Origin of the sequence: uncultured Gelidibacter sp. (assembly GCF_947500795.1) — a bacterium.
GTDB lineage: Bacteria > Bacteroidota > Bacteroidia > Flavobacteriales > Flavobacteriaceae > Gelidibacter.
Map to the genome: position 1 here is coordinate 325,660 of NZ_CANMTE010000003.1, position 20,857 is coordinate 346,516.

Here is a 20,857-nt window from a genome sequence, read left to right on the forward strand (position 1 = left end):
TCTAAGTAATAGTTATAAAAAAAATCCCTAGACTTTCGTTTAGGGATTTTTTGTTTCTAAGATATTTTTAAAATTTAGCCATCATTCTTAATGGCAGATTTTAAATTAGCCTTTATATTTTAAAGGCAAGTGAACGAGTTTCTTGGTCTCGAAAAATTCTTCTTTATAATATTCAGTAAGATCATACACGGTAGCTTTTGGAAAATCCACCAGCTCTTCAGCCAAATCGCCACCTTTTAAATAGATAATCCCGTTTTTAAGGTCATGTTTTTGTTTTTTAGCCACTCTATCTTTCACCCAATGCACAAATGTTGGCATTGCAGCCACTGCCCTACTTACAATAAAATCATAGGTATCCTTGATCTCTTCCACACGACAGTGCGAGGTTTTCACATTGGTCAATTGCAAACCTTCAACGACTTCATCAACAACTTTCAGCTTTTTCGCAATACTATCCACCAAGTGAAAATTAGTTTCAGGAAACATAATAGCTAATGGAATTCCAGGAAAACCGCCACCCGTTCCAACATCCATCACTTTAGATCCTGGCTTAAAGGAAATGAATTTAGCAATAGCCAAAGAATGGAGCACATGCCTTAAGTACAATTCATCTATATCCTTGCGTGACACCACGTTAATTTTAAGGTTCCAATCTTTGTAAAGTTCTTCAAGTTGCTCAAATTGCTTCACCTGGGTTTCTGACAAGTCAGGAAAATATTGTTGAATAAGTTGCATTCTGCTTAATTTTTTTGCAAAAATAGGTAATTTTATATAGTTATTTTTAGCATATTCTTATCATCATCGCCACAATAAATGATTATCTTTGTGTTTTCCCTTTATGATGGCCTGATTATTGAAGCTATCACAGTAAATTACAACTAAATGACAGAACAAACTCTTTCCTTCTCCAGAACCGATTCGGCTAAATTTTTCAGAACATTAAACAAACGCGTTAACGATTATTTTAAAGATAATAACATTAAGCGTACAGGAAACTGGCAATTATGGGTAAAGACCGTTGTAATGTTTTCTTTGTTCTTGACGCCTTATTTTCTAATACTAACGCTCGATTTACCTTCATGGGCAATGCTTCTTTTAACCATTGTTATGGGAATAGGCATGGCTGGTGTTGGTATGAATGTGATGCATGACGGCAATCATGGTGCTTTTTCAAATAAAGAATGGGTAAACCGTTTAATGGGCAGCAGCATCTATATTTTAGCAGGTAACGTTTACAACTGGAAGGTACAACACAACGTGCTTCACCATACCTATACTAACATCCATGGGCATGATGAAGATTTAGAAGCAGGTAGAATTTTACGTTTTTCTAAACACGCGGAGTGGCACAAACACCATAAATTTCAACATTATTATTCAGTATTGCTTTATGGCTTATTGACCATCAACTGGGCTATTACAACTGATTACCTTCAAATGAAACGCTATTTAAAGCGTAAATTATCTTACGGTAAATTCCCTAATCCTAGAACAGAATGGAGTAAGCTTGTGATTTCAAAAATTATTTATGTTTCTATCTGGATTGTATTACCAATGGTGCTTACTGATATTCCATGGTGGCAAGTACTTCTTGGATTTTTCATAATGCATTATGTAGCTGGACTTATTTTAAGTGTAGTTTTCCAATTAGCACATGTTATGGAAGATGCTGAAATGCCATTACCAGAAGAAAATGGGACGATGAAAAATTCATGGGCCATCCACCAATTACAAAACACGATCAATTTTGGTACAAAAAACAAAATTGTAAACTGGTTTACTGGCGGATTGAACCATCAAGTGGAACACCACATCTTTCCACACATTAGCCACGTGCATTACACTAAAATTTCTAAAATAGTTAAGGAAACTGCTTTGGAATTCGACCTCCCATATAAAGAATACAAAACTACTCGTAAAGCAATTATCGCACATTTCAGATATCTAAAAGAAATGGGCCTTAATCCTGCGTTACAATCTTAATCACAACCTACAAATGAATTTACTTTCGGATAGAATTTTAAATATGTCCACATCTGCTACTTTAGCAATGGCCGCTAAAGCAAGAGAATTAAGAGCAGAAGGAAAAGATATCATTGGTTTAAGCCTTGGCGAACCAGATTTCAACACTCCAGATTTTATAAAAGAAGCGGCAATACAAGCCATCAATGACAACTACAGTTCTTACTCTCCTGTTGATGGGTATGTGGAACTGAAAGATGCTATTATCACAAAATTTAAACGTGACAACGGCCTTACTTATAATCACAATCAAATTGTGGTGTCTACAGGTGCGAAACAATCGCTCGCTAATCTTGCTGCCGTTATCCTTAATGATGGTGATGAAGTTATTTTACCTTGTCCATATTGGGTTAGCTATGCTGATTTAGTAAAATTAAACGATGGGGTTCCTGTTGAAGTACCAACAACCATTGCTACTGATTTTAAAATGACACCAGAGCAATTGGAAGCTGCGATTACACCGAAAACGAAAATGCTTTGGTACAGTTCTCCTTGCAACCCAAGTGGATCTGTTTATAGCAAGGAAGAGTTACGTGCTTTAGCAGATGTCTTAGCAAAACACCCGAATATCATTGTGGTTTCAGATGAAATCTACGAGCATATCAATTTCTCTGGCCAACACGCAAGCATGGCACAGTTTGAAGATATGTATGACCGTACCGTAACTGTAAATGGCGTTTCTAAAGCATTTGCAATGACGGGCTGGCGTATTGGTTATATTGGTGGTCCTGAAAAAATTGCTCGCGCTTGCAACAAAATGCAAGGTCAAATTACAAGCGGTGCTAACTGTATAGCACAACGCGCTGTAATTACTGCGTTAAATGAATCGCCTTCTCGCGTTCAATTTATGATTGACGAATTTAAAATCCGTCGTGATTTGGTCCTTGATCTTCTTCAGGACATTGAAGGTTTTAAGACCAACGTTCCAGAAGGTGCATTTTATGTGTTCCCTAACATATCCTACTATTTTGGAAAGACGTTGAGAGGAAAAACGATCACTAATGCTTCGGATTTCTCACTATATTTATTGGAAGAAGCCCTTGTTGCAACGGTTGATGGTGGTGCATTCGGAAATCCTGATTGTATTAGAATTTCATACGCAGCCTCTCAAGAACAAATTATAGAAGCTATGAAACGTATTAAGGCAGCACTAAGCTAGACTTTAACCGTTTTTATTTGATATTGAAGAAGCCACTTTTAAAGTGGCTTTTTTGTTCATATAAATTTCAAACTCAATCGATGTAGTAACAGTTTTTCCATTTTACAAATTTTATAGCCTGTTTTCCCAAAATTCAACAATATCACAAATTCTACCATTCACCCTTCTGAAAGTACTGTAAATACTGAAAAAACCGCATCAAATTACCTGTCGTAACCCACTACAAACCAAACCCTTACTGTCTTCAAAATTTCTAGTTTTTTGCTCTCAGCTACAAATGTTAATATCAAAATAAATCAATCACAACCATTTGATTTTTAGGTTTTTATATTATCCTATTTTGATTTTATGATTAAAACATCCGCAACACTTTAACGTTTTTTTTGTTAATATTTAGATTATTTAACATTCCGCATTGTTTTGTATGCATTTTATCGTTTTATTTGTTTCCATAATTCTAACCATTTTATAATGAAAACAAAATTTAGTCTAATTCTAACACTATGTTTAGTGTTGGTTGCTCAAATTACATTTGCGCAACAAAAAACAATTTCGGGAACAGTTTCTGACGAATCTGGTATTCCATTGGCTGGAGTAAATATTTTGGTCAAGGGAACAACCACAGGAACCCAAACCGATTTTGATGGTCGTTATTCCATAAACGCTAAAGCGGGTGATGTGTTATCATTCACTTTCGTAGGACTAAAAACCAAAGAAGTCACTGTAGGCACCTCTAACACAATCAACACAACTTTGGCTTAAGATGCCGCTGTATTGGATGAAGTGGTAGTAGTTGGTTACGGTGTACAAAAAAAATCAGAGGTCACAGGTGCTATCTCAAGTATCTCTGGATCTGATATTCAAGGTTTGGTAACCCCAAGTTTTGAATCACAACTAGCTGGTAGAGCAGCTGGAGTACAAGTAACTTCCAACAATGGAATTATTGGTGAGGCTCCAAGAATTAGAATTAGAGGTATTGCTTCTATTGGATCAGGAACTTCCCCACTAGTAGTTGTGGATGGGATGCCAATTTACTCTGGAGACGTAGGGGGTTATGCTTCTGCAAATGGTTTGGGAGACATTAATCCAAATGACATTGAGTCTTATGAGATTTTAAAAGATGGTGCAGCTACTGCAATTTACGGTTCAAGAGCTGCGAATGGTGTGATCTTAATTACCACTAAAAAAGGTAAAAGAGGCACAATGAAAGTTGGCTATAGCACTGTAACTGGTTTTGCTTCTGCAATTAAAACGTTCGATTTATTAGAAACACCTGATTTCTTGGTTATCTCTAATGAAAAGCGTACTAACAGAGGACAAGCTCCTTGGGCAGTAGGCAATCAGTACAACACAAATTGGCAAGATGCGGTTTTAAAAACAGGTGCTCTTCAAACAGATCACAACCTTTCTTTTAATGGAGGTAGTGAAGCTACAAAGTATTTCTTCTCTATGGGTTACGCAAACCAAGAAGGTGTTGCTAAAGCAAATAGCTTAGCGCGTTACAACTTAAGAGCTAGCCTTGAGCACAACCTTAACAAATGGCTTACCATTGGTGGTAGTATTGCGTTAACTAGAACTGAATATGAAGGATTAAACACAGGGATGAATTCACTTTCAGGAAACATCTTTAATGCGACAAGACAATTGCCTAACACGCCAATCTTCAATGCTGACCATCCAACTGGTTACAACTTAACACCTGACAATAGCTTTGTGGGCCAATGGGACAATACTGATCCTGTAGGTGACAACATTTCGAACATTGCTTATGTATTGGCAAAAAACAAGTATAAATCAAAAGTTAATAGAACTATCGTAAACACGTTTGCTTCTATGGACTTATTTGAAGGTTTAAACTACAGATTCCAAGCAAGTGCTGACAACCCACTAACTTCTGGTTTCTTATATTGGAATCCAGTACACGGTGACGGTAGAGGTTCTAACGGTAGACTTCAAAACAACAATAACGATTTACTAAGATGGAATATCCAAAACATTTTAAGCTACAACAAATCGTTTAACAATGAGCATAACTTAGGTGTGACTTTGGTGTCTGAATACCAAAAGGAAAAAAACCAATCGTTTTTTGGAACAGGTACAGATTTATTGGATGAATTCTACAACCAAAACTTAGTAACTAATGCTTACGGTACACAAACTTCTGGAGGAGGAATTACTGAAAATGGTATTATTTCTTATGTTGGCCGTGTAAGCTACAACTACAAACAAAAATACTTCCTTCAAGGTTCAATTAGACGTGATGGTATTTCAAAGTTAAGTGCAGCAAACCGTTGGAATAACTTTACAGGATATTCTGCAGGTTGGAATATCGCTAATGAAGGCTTCTGGGGCGATCTTAAAAACACAGTTAACGAATTCAAAATTAGAGGATCTTATTCTGAAGTAGGAAATACTGAAATTGGTAGCTACCCTTACTTAGGCTTAACCTCAGCGTCAAAATACGGTACTTTAAACGGAATTACTTTTAGCCAATTTGGTAACGACCAATTGCTATGGGAAACAAGTAAAAAGACTGACTTTGGTGTGGATGTAGCAATGTTCAATAACAAATTGAGATTGACTTTTGATTACTACAACAATGATATTGATGGTTTAATTCTTGACGTTCCACTTCCAGCATCTTTAGGTGTTCCTGGTAGCAGAATTAAAAAGAACATTGGTGCTATGAGCAACAAAGGTTACGAATTTGGAGTAGACTACAGAGCTGTTTCTAATGAAAAATTCAGCTGGAACATCACTGCAAACTTAACTATGGATAAAAATGAAGTGTTAAGCATTCCAAATGGTCAAGACATTTTGGGAGGTACATTCTCTGATGCCAACATTGCTCAAAACTTAATTATTAGAGAAGGGCAACCAATCAACTCTATCTACGGATTTAAGTATTGGGGTGTAAATAAAGCTAATGGTAACCCTGTTTATTACAAAGCGGATGGTTCTTTAGTACAAGGTAACTTAGCCACTGCAAGATATGCTGTATACGATCCTAGCAACCCTGCTGACGTTTCGCAAGCTTCTTCATTAAGCGCAAGTTCTGACCGTGTAATTTTAGGTAATACACTTCCTAAATACTATGGGGCACTTATCAACCGCTTAACGTATGGTGATTTTGATTTAAGCTTCATGTTCCGTTTTAGTGGTGGTAACAAGATTTTCAACTCAACGAGAAGAGATTTAGTTACTCAAAACTTAAACAACAACAGCACCGAGATCTTAGGAAGATGGCAAAGTCCAGAAAACCCAGGAGATGGTGTAACACCAAGATTATGGGCAAGTAGCAACACATTTACTAACTTAACTGGTAGTGCAACAACAAGATTCTTGGAAGATGGTGATTTTATCAGTTTAGACAACCTAACTTTAGGATACCAAATGCCTAAGTCGTTAACTGAAAGAATTAAGGTAGACAATATCAGATTGTTTGTTCAAGGACAAAACTTGTTAACTATTACAGACTACAAAGGGTTAAACCCTGAGATGGAAACTGGAGGGGTTGATTTAAACGGAACTCCTAGAGCTAAAATCGTATCTGTCGGATTAAATGTTAATTTATAATATTAATAAAATGAAAAATATATTCAAATTTTTAGCAGTATCTGTTATTGGAATCGGAATGGTTTCATGTTCAGAGGAAGCTATATTAGACTTGAGCCCTATCAATAATATTTCTATTGATGATGCCTTCTCTTCTCCTTCGCTTATTCAAAGCTCGCTTAACGGTATGTATAACGCCGCAGCTATTGGAGAATATAACGGTACAGGACGAGGTTATGTTTGGGGTGCAGCGTTTGTACAACAAGGAGACAACAGAGGTGAAGATGTAGTTAATACCGCTACCTTTTACCAATTGACCTATACCGCTACCTATGATGGTACTACTGCAAACAACGTGTACTATTGGATTGACGGTTACAGACTGATCAACAGAACAAATCTTGTTATAGAAGGGGTTACAAAAGCTATTGAAAACGGAATTTTAACTCCGGAAGTAGGTAATGACTATATTGGTCAAGCCAAATTTTTAAGAGCTATTACTCATTTTGAATTGTTAAACTTTTTTGCAAGACCTTATAACTTTACGCCAGGCGCAACACATCCAGGTGTGCCTTACAGAGAAGTTGGAATTGACACCCAAAGTGAAATTGATTCTGAAATGCTAAAAGGTAGAAATACCGTAGCTGAAACATATGATAAAGTTTTGGCTGACTTAAATGATGCTGAAAACTTAATCACAAGTACGCAACTTACAAAAGCGTCTAAAAATGCTGCTATAGCATTTAAAACTCGCGTGTACTTACACATGAGAAACTGGAACAAGGTTATAGAAGAAGGCAACAAACTTACAGGTGCTTACACCTTAACAGCTGAGCCTGATGGCGTTTTTGATGACAGCTACGGCAACACTGAATCTATCTTTTCTACGTTACAGTCTGCTACAAACAACCCAGGTGTAAATGCTGCATTAGCTTCTCAGTACAACGGAAGACGTTTAGTTGCTATCAGCCCTATTATTTGGAGAGATCCAAGCTGGTTAGTGGATGACAAACGTCGTTCTGAAACTTACAGTGGAGAAGATCCAGACGGAATGGTGTTTACTGTAGGCGGAAGAAAATACACTGCGAAATATAGAGACCGCGTGAATTACACTGATGCTGCACCTGTTATTAGATACGCAGAAGTTCTTCTAAATATGGCTGAAGCACACGCTAGAAAATCGACACCAGACTTACTTGCTTCTTTAGAGCTGTTAAACAAGGTTAGAAATAGAGCATTAGCTTCTCCAGCAACACAAGCGTATACAGCAGCGTCATTCACGACTCCTGCAGCGATGGTTGCCGCTATTATTAAAGAACGCAGAATTGAATTCTTGATGGAAGGAAGACGTTGGTCAGACATCCACAGATTACAAGGCGATGATCTTCATCCAATAGATGGTATCCCTGCAAAAGTAGGTAACGGAAACCCTCCTGCGACTGCCTATGTTTTAGGGACACCTTACACAGGACCTTATGGCGTTGACGCTATCCCTGGCTCTGACCCAAGATTCTTGTGGCCAATACCACAAGTTGAAATTGATGCCAACCCAACATTAGCTGGACAACAAAACCCAGGTTGGAACTAGTTAATTTATGTTAGTCTATAAATAATAGTCAGACATTCCTAAAACAATGGATTGCTATAAAAAGAAAACCGTTTCGAATTTCGAGACGGTTTTTTTTTGTTATGATAATATCAGATTTTCACTTGATTTTAATGACTTATCTAACACTGCTACTGCTTTCTTCATTAACATAATTCTAAAATTAGATAATGCAACACTAAATTACATAATCAAAAATAGCGTCATAAAAGAATCCAAATTCCTATGCTATCCAGAATATTAAACACTTAGAAGATTGAATTGAGCAAGTATGATCCAGCGCCTTTAAGTCACATTAGAATACATACTTATAATTACATCGAGCAGGATCTTACAATCGCCTACAGCCTATCTATTTCTCCAGAAGAAAGGTGTCATTATGATCAGGACTGTAAACAATTCCAAACGCCCGAGCAGCATCAAGAAAGAAGCCCACCATTGCGCTAAAGGCGGCAATGCGGCATAGTTATTCACGGGGCCAAATGCACCAAGTGCCGGACCTATATTCCCCAAACTAGAAGCAGCTAAACCTATAGAAGATTCAAAGTCAATATCAAAAAAAGAAAACCCTAACGCTCCGACAATAAACGAGAGCATGTATAGAATGAAAAACCCAAGAATATTATATACCACAACCCCTGGAATAGCCTTCGTATTATAACGCACGGGCAAAACGGCATTTGGATGCAAAGCCCGCTTAAATTCTAGGAATCCGTTTTTTATCAAAATTAAATGACGGACCACCTTTACGCCACCTGATGTACTGCCTGCAGATCCTCCCAGAAACATCATTCCGAAGAAAAATACAGTCAACAATGGCGTCCATAAGGTATAATCTGCTGTAATAAAACCTGTAGTGGTAACCACTGATAACACTTGGAAGAGTGCGTGCCTTATTGAGCCTTCTTCTCTTCCTAAAACCAAAGGATGATCAATAGAAGAGAGTGATAAATCTGCTCTAAAATAAATTGTCAGCGCCGCAATAATTGTAAATGATACTATAAATTTAAAATACCATTTTAATTCTTCATCATGTAACGCTTTTTGAAATTTTCCTTTAAAGGCATAATAACTCAACACGAAATTGGTTCCCGCCAAAAACATAAAAATCATGATGATATATTGAATCAGCGGATTGTCATTCCAATGCGCTATACTCGTGTTTTTTGTCGAAAATCCACCTGTAGATATAGTACTCATCGCATGATTTACGGCATCAAAAAAGGACATTCCAGCCACATTCAACAACACAGTTTCAGCTGCGGTATATCCAAAATAAATGAGCCATAAACGTTTTGCTGTATCAGTAATACGCGGGTGCAGCTTGTCGGCACTTGGTCCTGGCGCCTCCGCTGCAAATAATTGCATTCCACCAATACCTAATAATGGCAAAATAGCAATCGCTAACACGATAATCCCCATCCCACCAATCCAATGTGTGGTACTACGCCAAAACAGCACTCCTTTTGGCACCACCTCAATATCGTTGAGTATTGTAGCTCCCGTAGTGGTATAGCCTGACATTGTTTCGAAAATAGCACTTGTAAAACTTGGGATTACCTCAGTAACCATATAAGGCAAGGCTCCGGAAATGGCCATGACCACCCAACCAAAGGTGACCACCATATACCCCTCCCGTTTGTTCATTTCTTTACGATGATTCTTGGTCAGTAGCATTAAAAAAACACCAACCAACAATACCGCTAAACCGGAGAGAAAAAGTTTTAAAGTAACACCATCGTCATAAATTAGACTGATGAGCGTTGACAAGAGCATGAAGCCTCCATTGAAAAGCAGTAACAGTCCGAAAAAATGGAAAATGATTTTGTAATTAATTTTCATAGTGTTCTTTCAAAACTAAAGAGATAATTCATTTGTTAGGACCGAATGACTATCTCATTAATTTAATTGACGGTAATGTTCTTAAAAGAAGAATTTTTCCACTTGAGTAATTGCTCGCGGTAAACAGCACACCACTACTCTATCTCCTGCACGCACTTTAAAATCTCCCAACGGAATAATTCCAGTGCCGTTACGAATCACGCCTCCAATAATGGCTGAGCGCGGAAAATCTAAATCTTTAATTAATTTATCTGTGATTTTTGACCGATTCTTAACTACAAATTCCAATAATTCGGCATTCATATTATTAAGTTTGGTCATAGCCACAACTTCTCCTTTACGGATGTATCTAAATATATTGTTGGCCGCCAAAAGCTTTTTGTTGATCAAGGTGTCGATACCAATAGATTGCGAAAGTTGGTAGTAATCCATGTTTTCTACCAAAGCAATGGTTTTTTTAACGCCTTTAGATTTAGCCACCAAACACGACATGATATTGGTTTCAGAATTCCCAGTAACTGCAATGAAAGCATCCATTTTACTGATATTTTCCTCTTCCAACAATTCCACGTTACGGCCATCTCCATTTATAACTAAGGCATTTGGTAAATCGTCAGCTAATTCAAAAGCAATATCCTTATCACTTTCAACTAGTTTTACGTTGAATTTACTTGCACATAAATCCTTTGCGGTTTTATGTCCAATTTTACTACCTCCAAGAATCATAACGTTTTTCACGTCAGACCTTACTTTTCCAGAAAGCTCAAAGAGTTCTTCATCACCACCTTTCGAAGTTATAAAAACAACCTTATCCCCTTCCTTAAATTGCGTGTCGCCACGAGGTATGATTGTATATTGTGTTCCAAAACGTTGAATTGCAATCGGTACAAAATGGAGTTCCGGAAACACCTCAGCGGCTTCCTGAACTGTTTTATCCACAAAAGTCGCCGTTCTTGAAAGTTTTAAACTTAACATGGTCAATGCGCCTTCTTCAAACTCATAGCTATCATTAAACCCGTATTGATTCAAAAGCAATTCAATTTCGCCAGCAGCTAAAGATTCGGGTGAAATCAACTCGTCGATTCCGAATTTCGAAAATCCGACCTCATCTTTCTGATCAATAAATTCTGTATTGGAAATTCTTGCAATAGTTCTTTTAGCGCCAAGTTGTTTCGCTAAAACGCAGGCGGTAATATTTGTAGTCTCTGAAGATGTGACCGCAATAAATAAGTCTGAACTTTCAATTCTGGCATCTTTTAAAACCGCAATAGAAGTGGCATCACCCTTTATGACCCTAATATCCAAATGATCAATAGCGTACACCAAACTTTCCTTTTTCGTATCTAATAGGGTAATTTCTTGCGATTCGTACGATAATAATTTTGCCAAATGAAATCCAACTTCACCAGCACCTGCAATAATTATTTTCATTTGTAGATGTATTCAAAAAAACGTACAAATATAATATTTTAAAACGTCACCCTTCCAATTTCTATCTGATATAATAGATATCAGGCAATTCGCAACTTATGCTTTAGCAGTTATCCTCAGATTACAAATAAGAATACTGCGCCACTTTTCATAAGCGGATGACGCCTTAGCAATGAAAAAATATGTAATTTTGCCAAAAATATTGGAATGTCAGAAAAAGTAAAGCCGTATAAGGACAGTCAGTTGAACAAAAAGCAACAAGTTGCACAAATGTTTGACAATATTTCTAAGGAATACGATGGATTAAACCGTGTGATCTCTTTTGGAATAGACATCAAATGGCGTAAAAAGGTTGTTGACATTGTTGCAAAATCGAAACCTAAACGCATCTTGGATATTGCTACAGGAACTGGCGATTTAGCAATAAATTTAGCACAAACAGAGGCTCAAGAAATTATTGGTTTAGACATCAGTGACGGTATGCTTGAAGTTGGCCGCAAAAAGATTGCGGAAAAGAATTTGAGCGATAAAATTAAAATGACACTCGGCGATTCTGAAAGCCTTCCATTTGAAGACAACAGTTTTGATGCCATTACAGTAGCATTTGGAGTGCGCAATTTTGAGCATTTAGAGAAAGGACTTTCTGAAATTTTACGCGTCTTGAAACCTCAAGGCACTTTTGTGATCTTAGAAACTTCTGTGCCAACAAAAACACCTTTTAAACAAGGGTATAAGATTTATTCGAAATATATTTTGCCAACCATTGGAAAAATCTTCTCTAAGGACCGTTCAGCGTATTCCTATCTTAGCGAATCGGCATCCGTTTTTCCTTATGGTGAAGCCTTAAACAATATTTTAAGACAAATTGGGTTTAGTAATGTTGAGGATTTACCTCAAACGATGGGTGTCGCAACTATTTACACGGCTACCAAATCATAAACCTGAATTGAACCAGAACCTCAAAACAATGAAAAGAACCGTCCTAATTATAGTGCTTTTATTAATGTATACGTCAGCATCCGCACAGTTATTCTCCAAAGAAAAAATTGTAAATCAAGAAAATTTTGATAAGGATTTTTTGACTTGGGGTTATTTTTTGGGATTCAATAGTTATGATTTTAAGTTTCAATATACTGCTGATCAAGCAAAAAATCCAGACATCCTTGTAGAAACCACCTTAGGTTTTAACGTAGGTCTTGTTGGAGATATGCGTATCAATGAGTATTTAAATTTACGTTTTGAGCCGGGTCTATACATCACCACGAGAAACCTACAATATGATGAAAGTTATTTTGCAGGACAGGAGTTTAACCAATTTGACTTAGTCCGTGAAGTAAAATCCACTTACATCCACTTCCCTTTACTTCTAAAGGCTTCTACCAAACGTATCAACAACTTTAAACCATTTGTGGTTGGCGGATTTTCCACTGCTTTAAACCTATCAAGCAACGAAGAGAATCCTGATGATAATGATGCAGGCGAATTTAGAACCAAAAAAAATATGCTTTTTTATGAGTTAGGTTTTGGTATCGACTTTTATTTGGAGTGGTTTAAGTTTACGCCATCCATCAGAGGCATCTTTGCTATTAACGACGAATTGGTGAGAGATAACGATCCTAATAGTCCATGGACAAGCAATATTGACAAAATGCAAACACGTGGAATATTCGTGAATTTCACATTTCAATAACTTCGCAGAATTTCAGAACAAAGTAATCCGATTAATTTAAGTCCGTCGTTTAAATTCACTTAACAAAACAGCCGTTGCTGTGGCGACATTCAAACTTTCAGTAGATTGGTGCGCGCTGAAACTTGGGATGCTAAGTCGGTCTTCAATCAGTTTTTCAACGTCAGCAGAAATTCCACTTCCTTCATTACCCATTATTAAAATGCCTTGTTCTGGCAATGTCGTTTCATAAACATTTGCACCGTCCATAAATGTACCAAACTTTTGAACTTTAGATTCCTTTAGGAATTCTTCTAAATTCAAATAACTCAAATGCACGCGTGTTAACGACCCCATAGTTGCCTGCACCACTTTCGGATTGTAACAATCTACCGTAGTTTCACTGCACACCAAATGCTCTATTCCAAACCAATCGCACAGCCTTATAATCGTTCCTAAATTGCCCGGGTCACGCACATCGTCTAACGCGACAATTAATTTATCTGTAGAAACCGCCTTCGCAGGTGGAATTTCAAAAACAGCCAACACTTCCTGAGGCGTGGTCAACGCACTTATTTTTTTAAGTTCTGCGGTACTTATCAGACTAAAATGTTCTGCATCCACATCAAAATTATCATTCACAGCATACAAATGATGCAACTTAAAAGAAGATCTCAAAAACTCATCCACCGCCTTTTTTCCTTCAACAGTAAATAACTGATGTTTTGAGCGTTGCTTTTTTTGTACAAGGCTCGTAATTAATTTTATTTGATTCTTTGTTAACATCAAAATCTATTTACTTTTGTTACGTTATTTATTCCAATTAAGGATTTATTTAATGTTTGTTTTACCACCTATAAAAACAGTAAATTTGAGCTCATCAACACTTATGTCAATTTCTCTTTGAAACTTAAGGTAGCAAAAATATCATTTATTACGACACTATTCATAATGTTGTCTTCCTGCAATGCCGTAAAACGCCTTAGCAGTGATGAATATTTGTTAATGAATAACAACGTGCATGTCAATGGTAAGAAAAACAATACGGACGCACTCAATAGTTTGTTATACCAGAAACCTAATGGGAAATTCCCGCTTTTCGGCATTCCTATAAGACTTCATATTTACAATCTTGCAAGACCAAACATTGATTCAATTTTAGACGCCAAATACAGAAATCCTGAAGACCCTAAAACAGGTCTCAAAAATTTCCTATCCTTAAAACAATACGAAGCTTTAGTCAATTCTAAAAGCAAATTTAATAGTTGGCTGAAAACTACAGGAGAGCCTCCTGTAATTATCAACACTGCAAAAGCTGATAAATCGACCGCAAATCTAAAAACCTATTATTATAAAAATGGGTGGTTCAATGCCGATGCTTCCTACAAGATAGATACTGTAGACACTAAAAAAGGTGAATTAAATTTTCATGTAAAAACTGGTGATCCCTATTATTTAGATTCTATCCGAACTAAAATATATTCGCCAGTTATTGATACGCTTTACAAAACCATTAAAAAGAATTCCCTTCTTGTAAAAGGTGATCAGTTTAAAGAAATCAATTACACCAATGAGCGGGACCGAATGACAACCGAATTACGTAATTCTGGCCTCTATCATTTTGCCCAAGATTACATCACCTTTGAACTCGATACTATTGGCACCAACAAAAAGGTCAACACGGATATCATTGTACAAAACAGGATCATCAGATATGACGATTCCATTGAAGTAAAACCATTTAAGGTTTACAAGATTAAGGATGTGAATATTTTTACGGATGATGCCTATCAAAATAAGGGTCTTAAACCTACAGATACCATAAACTACAAAGGGTTTAACATTTACAGTTACGGCCGATCGAAATACCGTGCAAAAGCGCTGACAGACGCTGTTTTTATTACAAAAGGTGCGCTTTTTAAAGACCTGAACAGAACCAGAACTTATCGTCATTTAAGTGAATTACGCACCTTCAAATATCCTAATATTGAATATGTAGAAAACGAAATAGACACAACTTTAACGGCTAATATCTATTTAATTCCGAAGAAAAAATTCGGGTTGAATTTTAACGCCGAAGTATCTCAAAGTAATATCCAAACGGTTGGTTTTGCTTTTAGCGGCGGACTTTTAATACGTAATGTGTTTAGAGGTGCAGAAACACTAGAAGTTTCTGGATTAGGTTCGATTGGTGCTTCAAAAGATGCTAAAAATAATAATGACGCCTTTTTTGATATAACGGAAGTTGGAGCGACAGTAAAACTCACCATTCCGCGATTGTTTTTTCCTTTAAATACGGAGAAGGTCATTCCGAAATTCATGTCGCCAAGCACCAGAATTAGTGCTGCCGCAACAAGTCAGCGTAACATCGGGTTGGATAAGCAAACCCTATCTGGCGTGTTAAGTTATAATTGGTATCCTAATCAAAAAGTGACCAATACTTTAGATCTTTTTAATGTTCAGTTCGTAAAAAACTTAAACGTGGACAACTATTTTGGCGTGTATCAAAACTCGTTCAACAGTCTGAATAGTATTGCTAAAAACATCAACTATATTGATAAAAGTGAGAATTTGAGCATTCCTACTGGGGCCAATCAATTTATTGCTGACGTTCTTAATAATGAGACATCACTCTCTCCAAATGACGAAAATTACTCGACCATTAGTAATATTGATCAAAGGAAAACAAGATTGACGGAAAACAACCTTATTATTTCCTCGAGTTTTAATTACGTCAAAAACAGAAGAGAAAATATTTTTGACAATGATTTTTCTATAGTCAGATTTCGAGTAGAGTTTGCTGGAAACATCTTATCTAGCCTCGCCAATATTGCAGGAGCCACTAAAAATGCAAATGATCGTTATGATATTTTTGGAGTTGCCTTTTCGCAATACACCAAAACCGAATTAGATTATGTGAAGTACTGGGATTTAGGAAAAAAGAATGTGCTTGCCGTCCGTAGTTATTTTGGAATTGCCGTGCCTTATGGCAATTCTGAAAACATTCCTTTCTCAAAAAGTTTCTTTGCCGGCGGACCAAATGACAACCGTGCGTGGACCGCTTATAATTTAGGTCCGGGAAGTTTAAAATCGACCAACGAATTTAATGAGGCCAACTTTAAATTACATTTCAGTGCAGAACAGCGTTTCAACCTTTTCGGCTCATTATTTGGCGCTTTCTTTGTTGATGCAGGGAATATCTGGAACGTATTTGATAACGTCACTGATGATGCTCAAACCTTCGATGGCTTTAGCTCCTTAAAAGACATTGCCGTCGGTTCAGGGTTTGGTTTGCGCTATGATTTTAGCTTTTTCGTGCTGAGAGGTGATATTGGCTTTAAAACCTATGACCCATCCTACAATTTAGGAGACCGTTGGTTTAAGGATTACAACTTTAGTAATGCCGTATTTAATATCGGTATCAACTATCCTTTCTAAGCGAAGCATTAACTGCGAATCTTCTATAATAACCCATCACTTCATCGTGATTAAATCTACATGGATTCATTTTCGCTCCCATCCATCGCTTAAAATTCAGTGATAACTCAGAATAGATTTTCACAACAAAACAAATGCCTGATACTATAAGGTTTTCGCCAATTCAATTGTAATGCGTTTATAAAAAACAGCAGCCACAAACTCTTAATTTAGCTTTAATTTCATTATTTTTGAAATTAATTAAACAACTAAACATTATGAGTCACAACATAAAACCAGGAGTTGCAACAGGCAAAGAGGTACAAGCCATTTTTAAACTTGCAAAAGAAAAAAACTTTGCTTTACCAGCAGTTAACGTTATCGGATCCAACAGTATCAATGGTGTATTAGAAACTGCAGCAGCATTAAACGCTCCAGTAATCATTCAATTTTCAAATGGAGGCGCTATTTTTAACGCAGGTAAAGGCTTGAGCAACGACGGACAAAAAGCAGCCATCGCAGGTGCTGTTGCCGGTGCAAAGCACGTTCACTTAATGGCAGAAGCTTATGGTGTTCCTGTAATTTTACATACGGACCATTGTGCAAAAAAATTATTGCCTTGGATTGACGGCCTTTTAGATGCCAGCGAAAAGCATTTTGAAGAAACTGGAAAGCCGTTATACAGCTCACATATGATTGATCTTTCCGAAGAGCCAATTGAAGAAAACATCGAAATCTGTAAACAATACCTAAAGCGCATGAGCAAAATGGGAATGACTTTAGAGATAGAGTTAGGTATTACTGGTGGTGAAGAAGATGGTGTAGACAACACTGATGTTGATGATTCAAAATTATATACGCAACCAGAAGAAGTTGCTTACGCTTATGAAGAATTAAGTAAAGTAAGTGACCAATTCACCATTGCTGCAGCTTTCGGAAACGTGCATGGTGTTTACAAACCAGGAAACGTAAAACTGACTCCGAAAATCCTTAAAAATTCTCAAGAATTTTTATCTAATAAGCACGGTGTGCCTCATAACCACATCGATTTTGTATTCCATGGTGGATCAGGATCTAGTGTTGAAGAAATTAGAGAAGCTATCGGTTACGGCGTCATCAAAATGAATATTGATACCGATATGCAATATGCATTTATGACTGGTGTTCGTGATTACTTCTCAGACAAAGAAGCTTACCTTAAATCTCAAATTGGAAGTCCTGACGGCGAAGATTCTCCAAACAAAAAGTATTATGACCCAAGAGTTTGGCTAAGAAAAGGCGAAGAAACATTTGTTGAGAGATTAAAAAAGGCATTTGAAGATTTAAATAACGTAAATACTTTATAACTTTGCACCGATGTTTTAGACGATTTTTAAGTCTGAAACGTTAAAGAATTTAAAGTAATTAAAGTTATAATCATAAGAGTTTTGCTGTTGCGAAACTATAAAATCATACATCAATATGTCTTGGTTTAAAAGAAAAACTAAAGGAATTACCACTACTACCGAGGAGAAGAAAGACACACCAAAAGGCTTGTGGTACAAATCTCCAACGGGTAAAATTATAGATACTGAAGAGCTAGAGAAAAATTTCTTTGTGAGTCCTGAAGACGGCTATCATGTTAGAATTGGAAGCAAGGAGTATTTTCAAATTCTGTTTGACGACAATGAATTCAAGGAACTAGATCCTAATTTATCATCTAGAGATCCTTTAAAATTTGAGGATACCAAAAAATATCCGGACCGTTTAAAAGCTGCACAAGCTAAGACCAACCTTAAAGATGCCGTACGTTGCGCTGTTGGGAAGTCTAAAGGAAAGAATATTGTTGTAGCCTGTATGGATTTCGCCTTTATTGGTGGTTCTATGGGAAGCGTTGTTGGTGAAAAGATTGCTCGCGCTGGCGAATATGCGTTGAAGAAAAAACTGCCTTTTGTGATTATTTCAAAATCTGGTGGTGCACGTATGCAAGAAGCAGCATTATCCTTAATGCAATTGGCCAAAACATCGGCTAAATTGGCGCAATTGGCTGATGCAGGAATTCCTTACATTTCGTTATGTACAGACCCAACAACAGGAGGAACAACCGCTTCTTTTGCAATGTTGGGAGACATCAATATCAGTGAACCTGGTGCTCTAATTGGTTTTGCAGGACCTCGTGTTGTAAGAGACACAACAGGTCAGGAATTACCAGAAGATTTCCAAACTGCTGAGTTTTTATTGGAACACGGCTTTTTAGATTTTATCACGGAACGTAAAGATTTGAAGAACAAAATCAACCAATACATTGATTTGATCACCAATCAACCGTTACGAGCATAAACGAAGCGTTTTAAAATAAATGTGCCACACTTACAAGAAGATTTTTTCTAGTTAGTGTGGCATTTTTTATGAGGTCACTTTGCTTAATTCAAGCTTTCATAAGGGCGACTTTAAAGGTTGAACCCACACCTACTTGACTTTCAACTGTAATTTTACCACCCATACTGTCTACATGATTTTTGGTAATAAACAATCCAATTCCTCTAGCATCCTCTCGCTTATGGAAGGTTTTCTTAAATTGAAAGAGTTCATACTGATGGGCATCCAAATTAATTCCCAAACCATTATCTTCAACCTCCAACACAACAATGTCTGCCGTTTCCTTTATCCCTAACTTCACATAAGACTGCCGTTCCTTCGAACTGTATTTTATGGCGTTGGACAAGAGATTGAGAATTACACTGTCCAGATACACCGGGATAGCCAAAACATGTATGGGGTCTTTAATAGTATTGATAATCTCACAGCCTTCATGACGGGCAATGGCATTTATGTTATAAATAGCACTTTCTACAAACTGTTTTAAATTTAAAGGTGTTAATTTTCCTTTTGCTGAAAAGTCTGCCTGCCTAACTTCATTGAGATTTGAGATGGTATTTTCAAGTTGACACAGTGCTTCTTTAAGCATTATAAAATTGTTATCATGCTTAATATCTTCAAGTTCTTCCTCCATGAAACCTGAAATAACGCTTAAATTTCCGAGGTGAGTTCTTATGTCGTGGGTAGCGATGTGTGCAAAATCCTTAAGCCTTTCATTTTGGATGTTAGCAATATTGGTGATGGCATTCATCTGCCCCAACATTTCCTTCTGTTTTGTAATGTCAACCATCTGAAATATAAAATAAAGCGGACTTTCTCCAGCTTCAGTAGTTTCTCCATATTCTAACGAGACCGATGAAAGTCCCCAAATCAACCGACCTGTCTTATGGAAATAGCGTTTTTCAATTTGATATTGATCGATGTCGCCCTTCAACAATTGTCCTAACTGTTCCATATCTACATCTACATCTTCCTTATGGGTAATATCAGGAAATGTCATCGTATAAAATTCATCTTCGGAATAGCCTAATAGATTCATTAGACTCTGATTCACCTTAACCCACCTAAAATCCAATCCAACAATAGCAATTCCATTGGGAGCATGGTCAAATATATTTTCGAACAGCTTATCCTTAATGTTAACGAGATGTGACGGCATAATATTAGGGTATATCGCTTAAAATTAAACAACTACGACTAACACTTTTAACCCAATTCCAAATAATTGTATCGGCATTACCTTGCTCAGAAATCGATTAAATTATCTGCACAAGCATTATTCATATTATAATAATCACTATATTTGCAGCTTGATTCGAAAACCGAGTCGTACATAACAATCATTTACAACAATATTAGCATGTATTTAGATCAAAAAGAAAAAGAAGAAATCTTTACAAAACATGGTAAAGGTGCAAAAGACACAGGTTCTGCAGAAGGGCAAATCGCTTTATTCACTTACAGAATCAATCATTTAACTGAACATTTAAAAAGAAATCGTAAAGATTACAATACTGAGCGTTCATTAGTAAAATTAGTAGGTAAGCGTCGTGCTTTACTCGATTATCTAACTAAAAAGGATATCTTAAGATACCGTGCTATCGTTAAAGAATTAGGATTAAGAAAATAATCACTATAAAGACCACGCCTTTCAGCGTGGTTTTTTGTTACCATATCACTCAAGCGTAAGAGTTTAAAAATCGCAAATAAGAAGCGAATTCCGAAAATAGGTTCGGGACTAAAAGGTTTTTCATTGGTCAACACACAACACTACACAACAACAACACAACGACCATTGTTT

The 20,857-nt window shown here is 36.7% G+C and carries 16 protein-coding genes; 11 read left to right on the top strand and 5 right to left on the bottom strand.

Annotated features, from left to right (window positions below):
• Window positions 1–105: 105 nt before the first annotated feature.
• Window positions 106–735: a 16S rRNA (guanine(527)-N(7))-methyltransferase RsmG gene (rsmG, locus tag Q0947_RS09320; RefSeq protein ID WP_299396235.1), complete on the bottom strand. Its 630-nt coding sequence runs from the start codon at window positions 733–735 to the stop codon at window positions 106–108.
• Between the two features lie 147 nt (window positions 736–882).
• On the opposite strand from rsmG, the gene Q0947_RS09325 reads away from it, so the two are divergent.
• From Q0947_RS09325 to Q0947_RS09345, 5 genes are all read left to right on the top strand, one after another.
• A complete protein-coding gene (locus tag Q0947_RS09325) occupies window positions 883–1,983 on the top strand; it encodes an acyl-CoA desaturase (protein WP_299396239.1) in 1,101 nt (366 codons plus the stop codon).
• Window positions 1,984–1,996: 13 nt separating this feature from the next.
• The gene (locus tag Q0947_RS09330) at window positions 1,997–3,181 is read left to right on the top strand and encodes a pyridoxal phosphate-dependent aminotransferase (RefSeq protein ID WP_299396242.1); all 1,185 of its coding nucleotides are present in this window, start codon (window positions 1,997–1,999) and stop codon (window positions 3,179–3,181) included.
• Between the two features lie 471 nt (window positions 3,182–3,652).
• Window positions 3,653–3,943 carry a carboxypeptidase-like regulatory domain-containing protein gene (locus Q0947_RS09335; protein WP_299396247.1) on the top strand — a complete coding sequence of 97 codons (291 nt, stop codon included), beginning with the start codon at window positions 3,653–3,655 and terminating at the stop codon, window positions 3,941–3,943.
• A gap of 12 nt (window positions 3,944–3,955) precedes the next feature.
• Window positions 3,956–6,757 carry a SusC/RagA family TonB-linked outer membrane protein gene (locus tag Q0947_RS09340; RefSeq protein ID WP_299396251.1) on the top strand — a complete coding sequence of 934 codons (2,802 nt, stop codon included), beginning with the start codon at window positions 3,956–3,958 and terminating at the stop codon, window positions 6,755–6,757.
• Between the two features lie 10 nt (window positions 6,758–6,767).
• Complete coding sequence (locus Q0947_RS09345) at window positions 6,768–8,324, top strand: RagB/SusD family nutrient uptake outer membrane protein (RefSeq protein ID WP_299396254.1); 1,557 nt, start codon at window positions 6,768–6,770, stop codon at window positions 8,322–8,324.
• 366 nt (window positions 8,325–8,690) lie between these two features.
• Here Q0947_RS09345 and Q0947_RS09350 read toward each other — a convergent pair whose 3' ends face one another.
• Entirely contained in the window at window positions 8,691–10,184 is a 1,494-nt protein-coding gene (locus Q0947_RS09350; RefSeq protein ID WP_299396259.1) for a potassium transporter TrkG, read from the bottom strand.
• 81 nt (window positions 10,185–10,265) lie between these two features.
• Window positions 10,266–11,615 (bottom strand): Trk system potassium transporter TrkA, encoded by a 1,350-nt coding sequence (gene trkA, locus Q0947_RS09355; protein WP_299396262.1) that lies wholly within the window; start codon window positions 11,613–11,615, stop codon window positions 10,266–10,268.
• A 207-nt stretch (window positions 11,616–11,822) separates the two neighbouring features.
• Between trkA and ubiE the strand changes: the two genes are divergently transcribed.
• On the top strand, window positions 11,823–12,554 hold the full coding sequence (ubiE, locus tag Q0947_RS09360) for a bifunctional demethylmenaquinone methyltransferase/2-methoxy-6-polyprenyl-1,4-benzoquinol methylase UbiE (RefSeq protein WP_299396265.1): 732 nt from the start codon (window positions 11,823–11,825) through the stop codon (window positions 12,552–12,554).
• Window positions 12,555–12,582: 28 nt separating this feature from the next.
• Entirely contained in the window at window positions 12,583–13,305 is a 723-nt protein-coding gene (locus Q0947_RS09365; RefSeq protein WP_299396269.1) for a porin family protein, read from the top strand.
• Between the two features lie 36 nt (window positions 13,306–13,341).
• Here Q0947_RS09365 and Q0947_RS09370 read toward each other — a convergent pair whose 3' ends face one another.
• The gene (locus tag Q0947_RS09370) at window positions 13,342–14,067 is read right to left on the bottom strand and encodes an RNA methyltransferase (RefSeq protein WP_299396274.1); all 726 of its coding nucleotides are present in this window, start codon (window positions 14,065–14,067) and stop codon (window positions 13,342–13,344) included.
• A gap of 219 nt (window positions 14,068–14,286) precedes the next feature.
• Here Q0947_RS09370 and Q0947_RS09375 point away from each other — a divergent pair, with 219 nt between their 5' ends.
• From Q0947_RS09375 to accD, 3 genes are all read left to right on the top strand, one after another.
• Complete coding sequence (locus Q0947_RS09375) at window positions 14,287–16,719, top strand: BamA/TamA family outer membrane protein (protein WP_299396278.1); 2,433 nt, start codon at window positions 14,287–14,289, stop codon at window positions 16,717–16,719.
• A 257-nt stretch (window positions 16,720–16,976) separates the two neighbouring features.
• Window positions 16,977–18,044, top strand: coding sequence for a class II fructose-bisphosphate aldolase (fbaA, locus tag Q0947_RS09380; RefSeq protein WP_299396283.1), 1,068 nt, complete (start codon window positions 16,977–16,979; stop codon window positions 18,042–18,044).
• 115 nt (window positions 18,045–18,159) lie between these two features.
• A complete protein-coding gene (gene accD / locus Q0947_RS09385) occupies window positions 18,160–19,017 on the top strand; it encodes an acetyl-CoA carboxylase, carboxyltransferase subunit beta (protein ID WP_299396286.1) in 858 nt (285 codons plus the stop codon).
• 88 nt (window positions 19,018–19,105) lie between these two features.
• Here the strand turns inward: accD and Q0947_RS09390 are convergent, their stop codons facing one another.
• Window positions 19,106–20,215, bottom strand: a complete 1,110-nt coding sequence (locus Q0947_RS09390) for a HAMP domain-containing sensor histidine kinase (RefSeq protein ID WP_299396291.1) — start codon at window positions 20,213–20,215, stop codon at window positions 19,106–19,108.
• 201 nt (window positions 20,216–20,416) lie between these two features.
• Between Q0947_RS09390 and rpsO the strand changes: the two genes are divergently transcribed.
• Entirely contained in the window at window positions 20,417–20,686 is a 270-nt protein-coding gene (rpsO, locus tag Q0947_RS09395) for a 30S ribosomal protein S15 (RefSeq protein WP_299396295.1), read from the top strand.
• Window positions 20,687–20,857 lie beyond the last annotated feature (171 nt).

Bases quoted from the DNA above. Each gene is read 5' to 3' on its own strand.
- rsmG (WP_299396235.1), bottom strand. From the start codon at position 735: ATGCAACTTATTCAACAATATTTTCCTGACTTGTCAGAAACCCAGGTG.
- Q0947_RS09325 (WP_299396239.1), top strand. From the start codon at position 883: ATGACAGAACAAACTCTTTCCTTCTCCAGAACCGATTCGGCTAAATTT.
- Q0947_RS09330 (WP_299396242.1), top strand. From the start codon at position 1,997: ATGAATTTACTTTCGGATAGAATTTTAAATATGTCCACATCTGCTACT.
- Q0947_RS09335 (WP_299396247.1), top strand. From the start codon at position 3,653: ATGAAAACAAAATTTAGTCTAATTCTAACACTATGTTTAGTGTTGGTT.
- Q0947_RS09345 (WP_299396254.1), top strand. From the start codon at position 6,768: ATGAAAAATATATTCAAATTTTTAGCAGTATCTGTTATTGGAATCGGA.
- Q0947_RS09350 (WP_299396259.1), bottom strand. From the start codon at position 10,184: ATGAAAATTAATTACAAAATCATTTTCCATTTTTTCGGACTGTTACTG.
- trkA (WP_299396262.1), bottom strand. From the start codon at position 11,615: ATGAAAATAATTATTGCAGGTGCTGGTGAAGTTGGATTTCATTTGGCA.
- ubiE (WP_299396265.1), top strand. From the start codon at position 11,823: ATGTCAGAAAAAGTAAAGCCGTATAAGGACAGTCAGTTGAACAAAAAG.
- Q0947_RS09365 (WP_299396269.1), top strand. From the start codon at position 12,583: ATGAAAAGAACCGTCCTAATTATAGTGCTTTTATTAATGTATACGTCA.
- Q0947_RS09370 (WP_299396274.1), bottom strand. From the start codon at position 14,067: ATGTTAACAAAGAATCAAATAAAATTAATTACGAGCCTTGTACAAAAA.
- Q0947_RS09375 (WP_299396278.1), top strand. From the start codon at position 14,287: ATGAATAACAACGTGCATGTCAATGGTAAGAAAAACAATACGGACGCA.
- fbaA (WP_299396283.1), top strand. From the start codon at position 16,977: ATGAGTCACAACATAAAACCAGGAGTTGCAACAGGCAAAGAGGTACAA.
- accD (WP_299396286.1), top strand. From the start codon at position 18,160: ATGTCTTGGTTTAAAAGAAAAACTAAAGGAATTACCACTACTACCGAG.
- Q0947_RS09390 (WP_299396291.1), bottom strand. From the start codon at position 20,215: ATGCCGTCACATCTCGTTAACATTAAGGATAAGCTGTTCGAAAATATA.
- rpsO (WP_299396295.1), top strand. From the start codon at position 20,417: ATGTATTTAGATCAAAAAGAAAAAGAAGAAATCTTTACAAAACATGGT.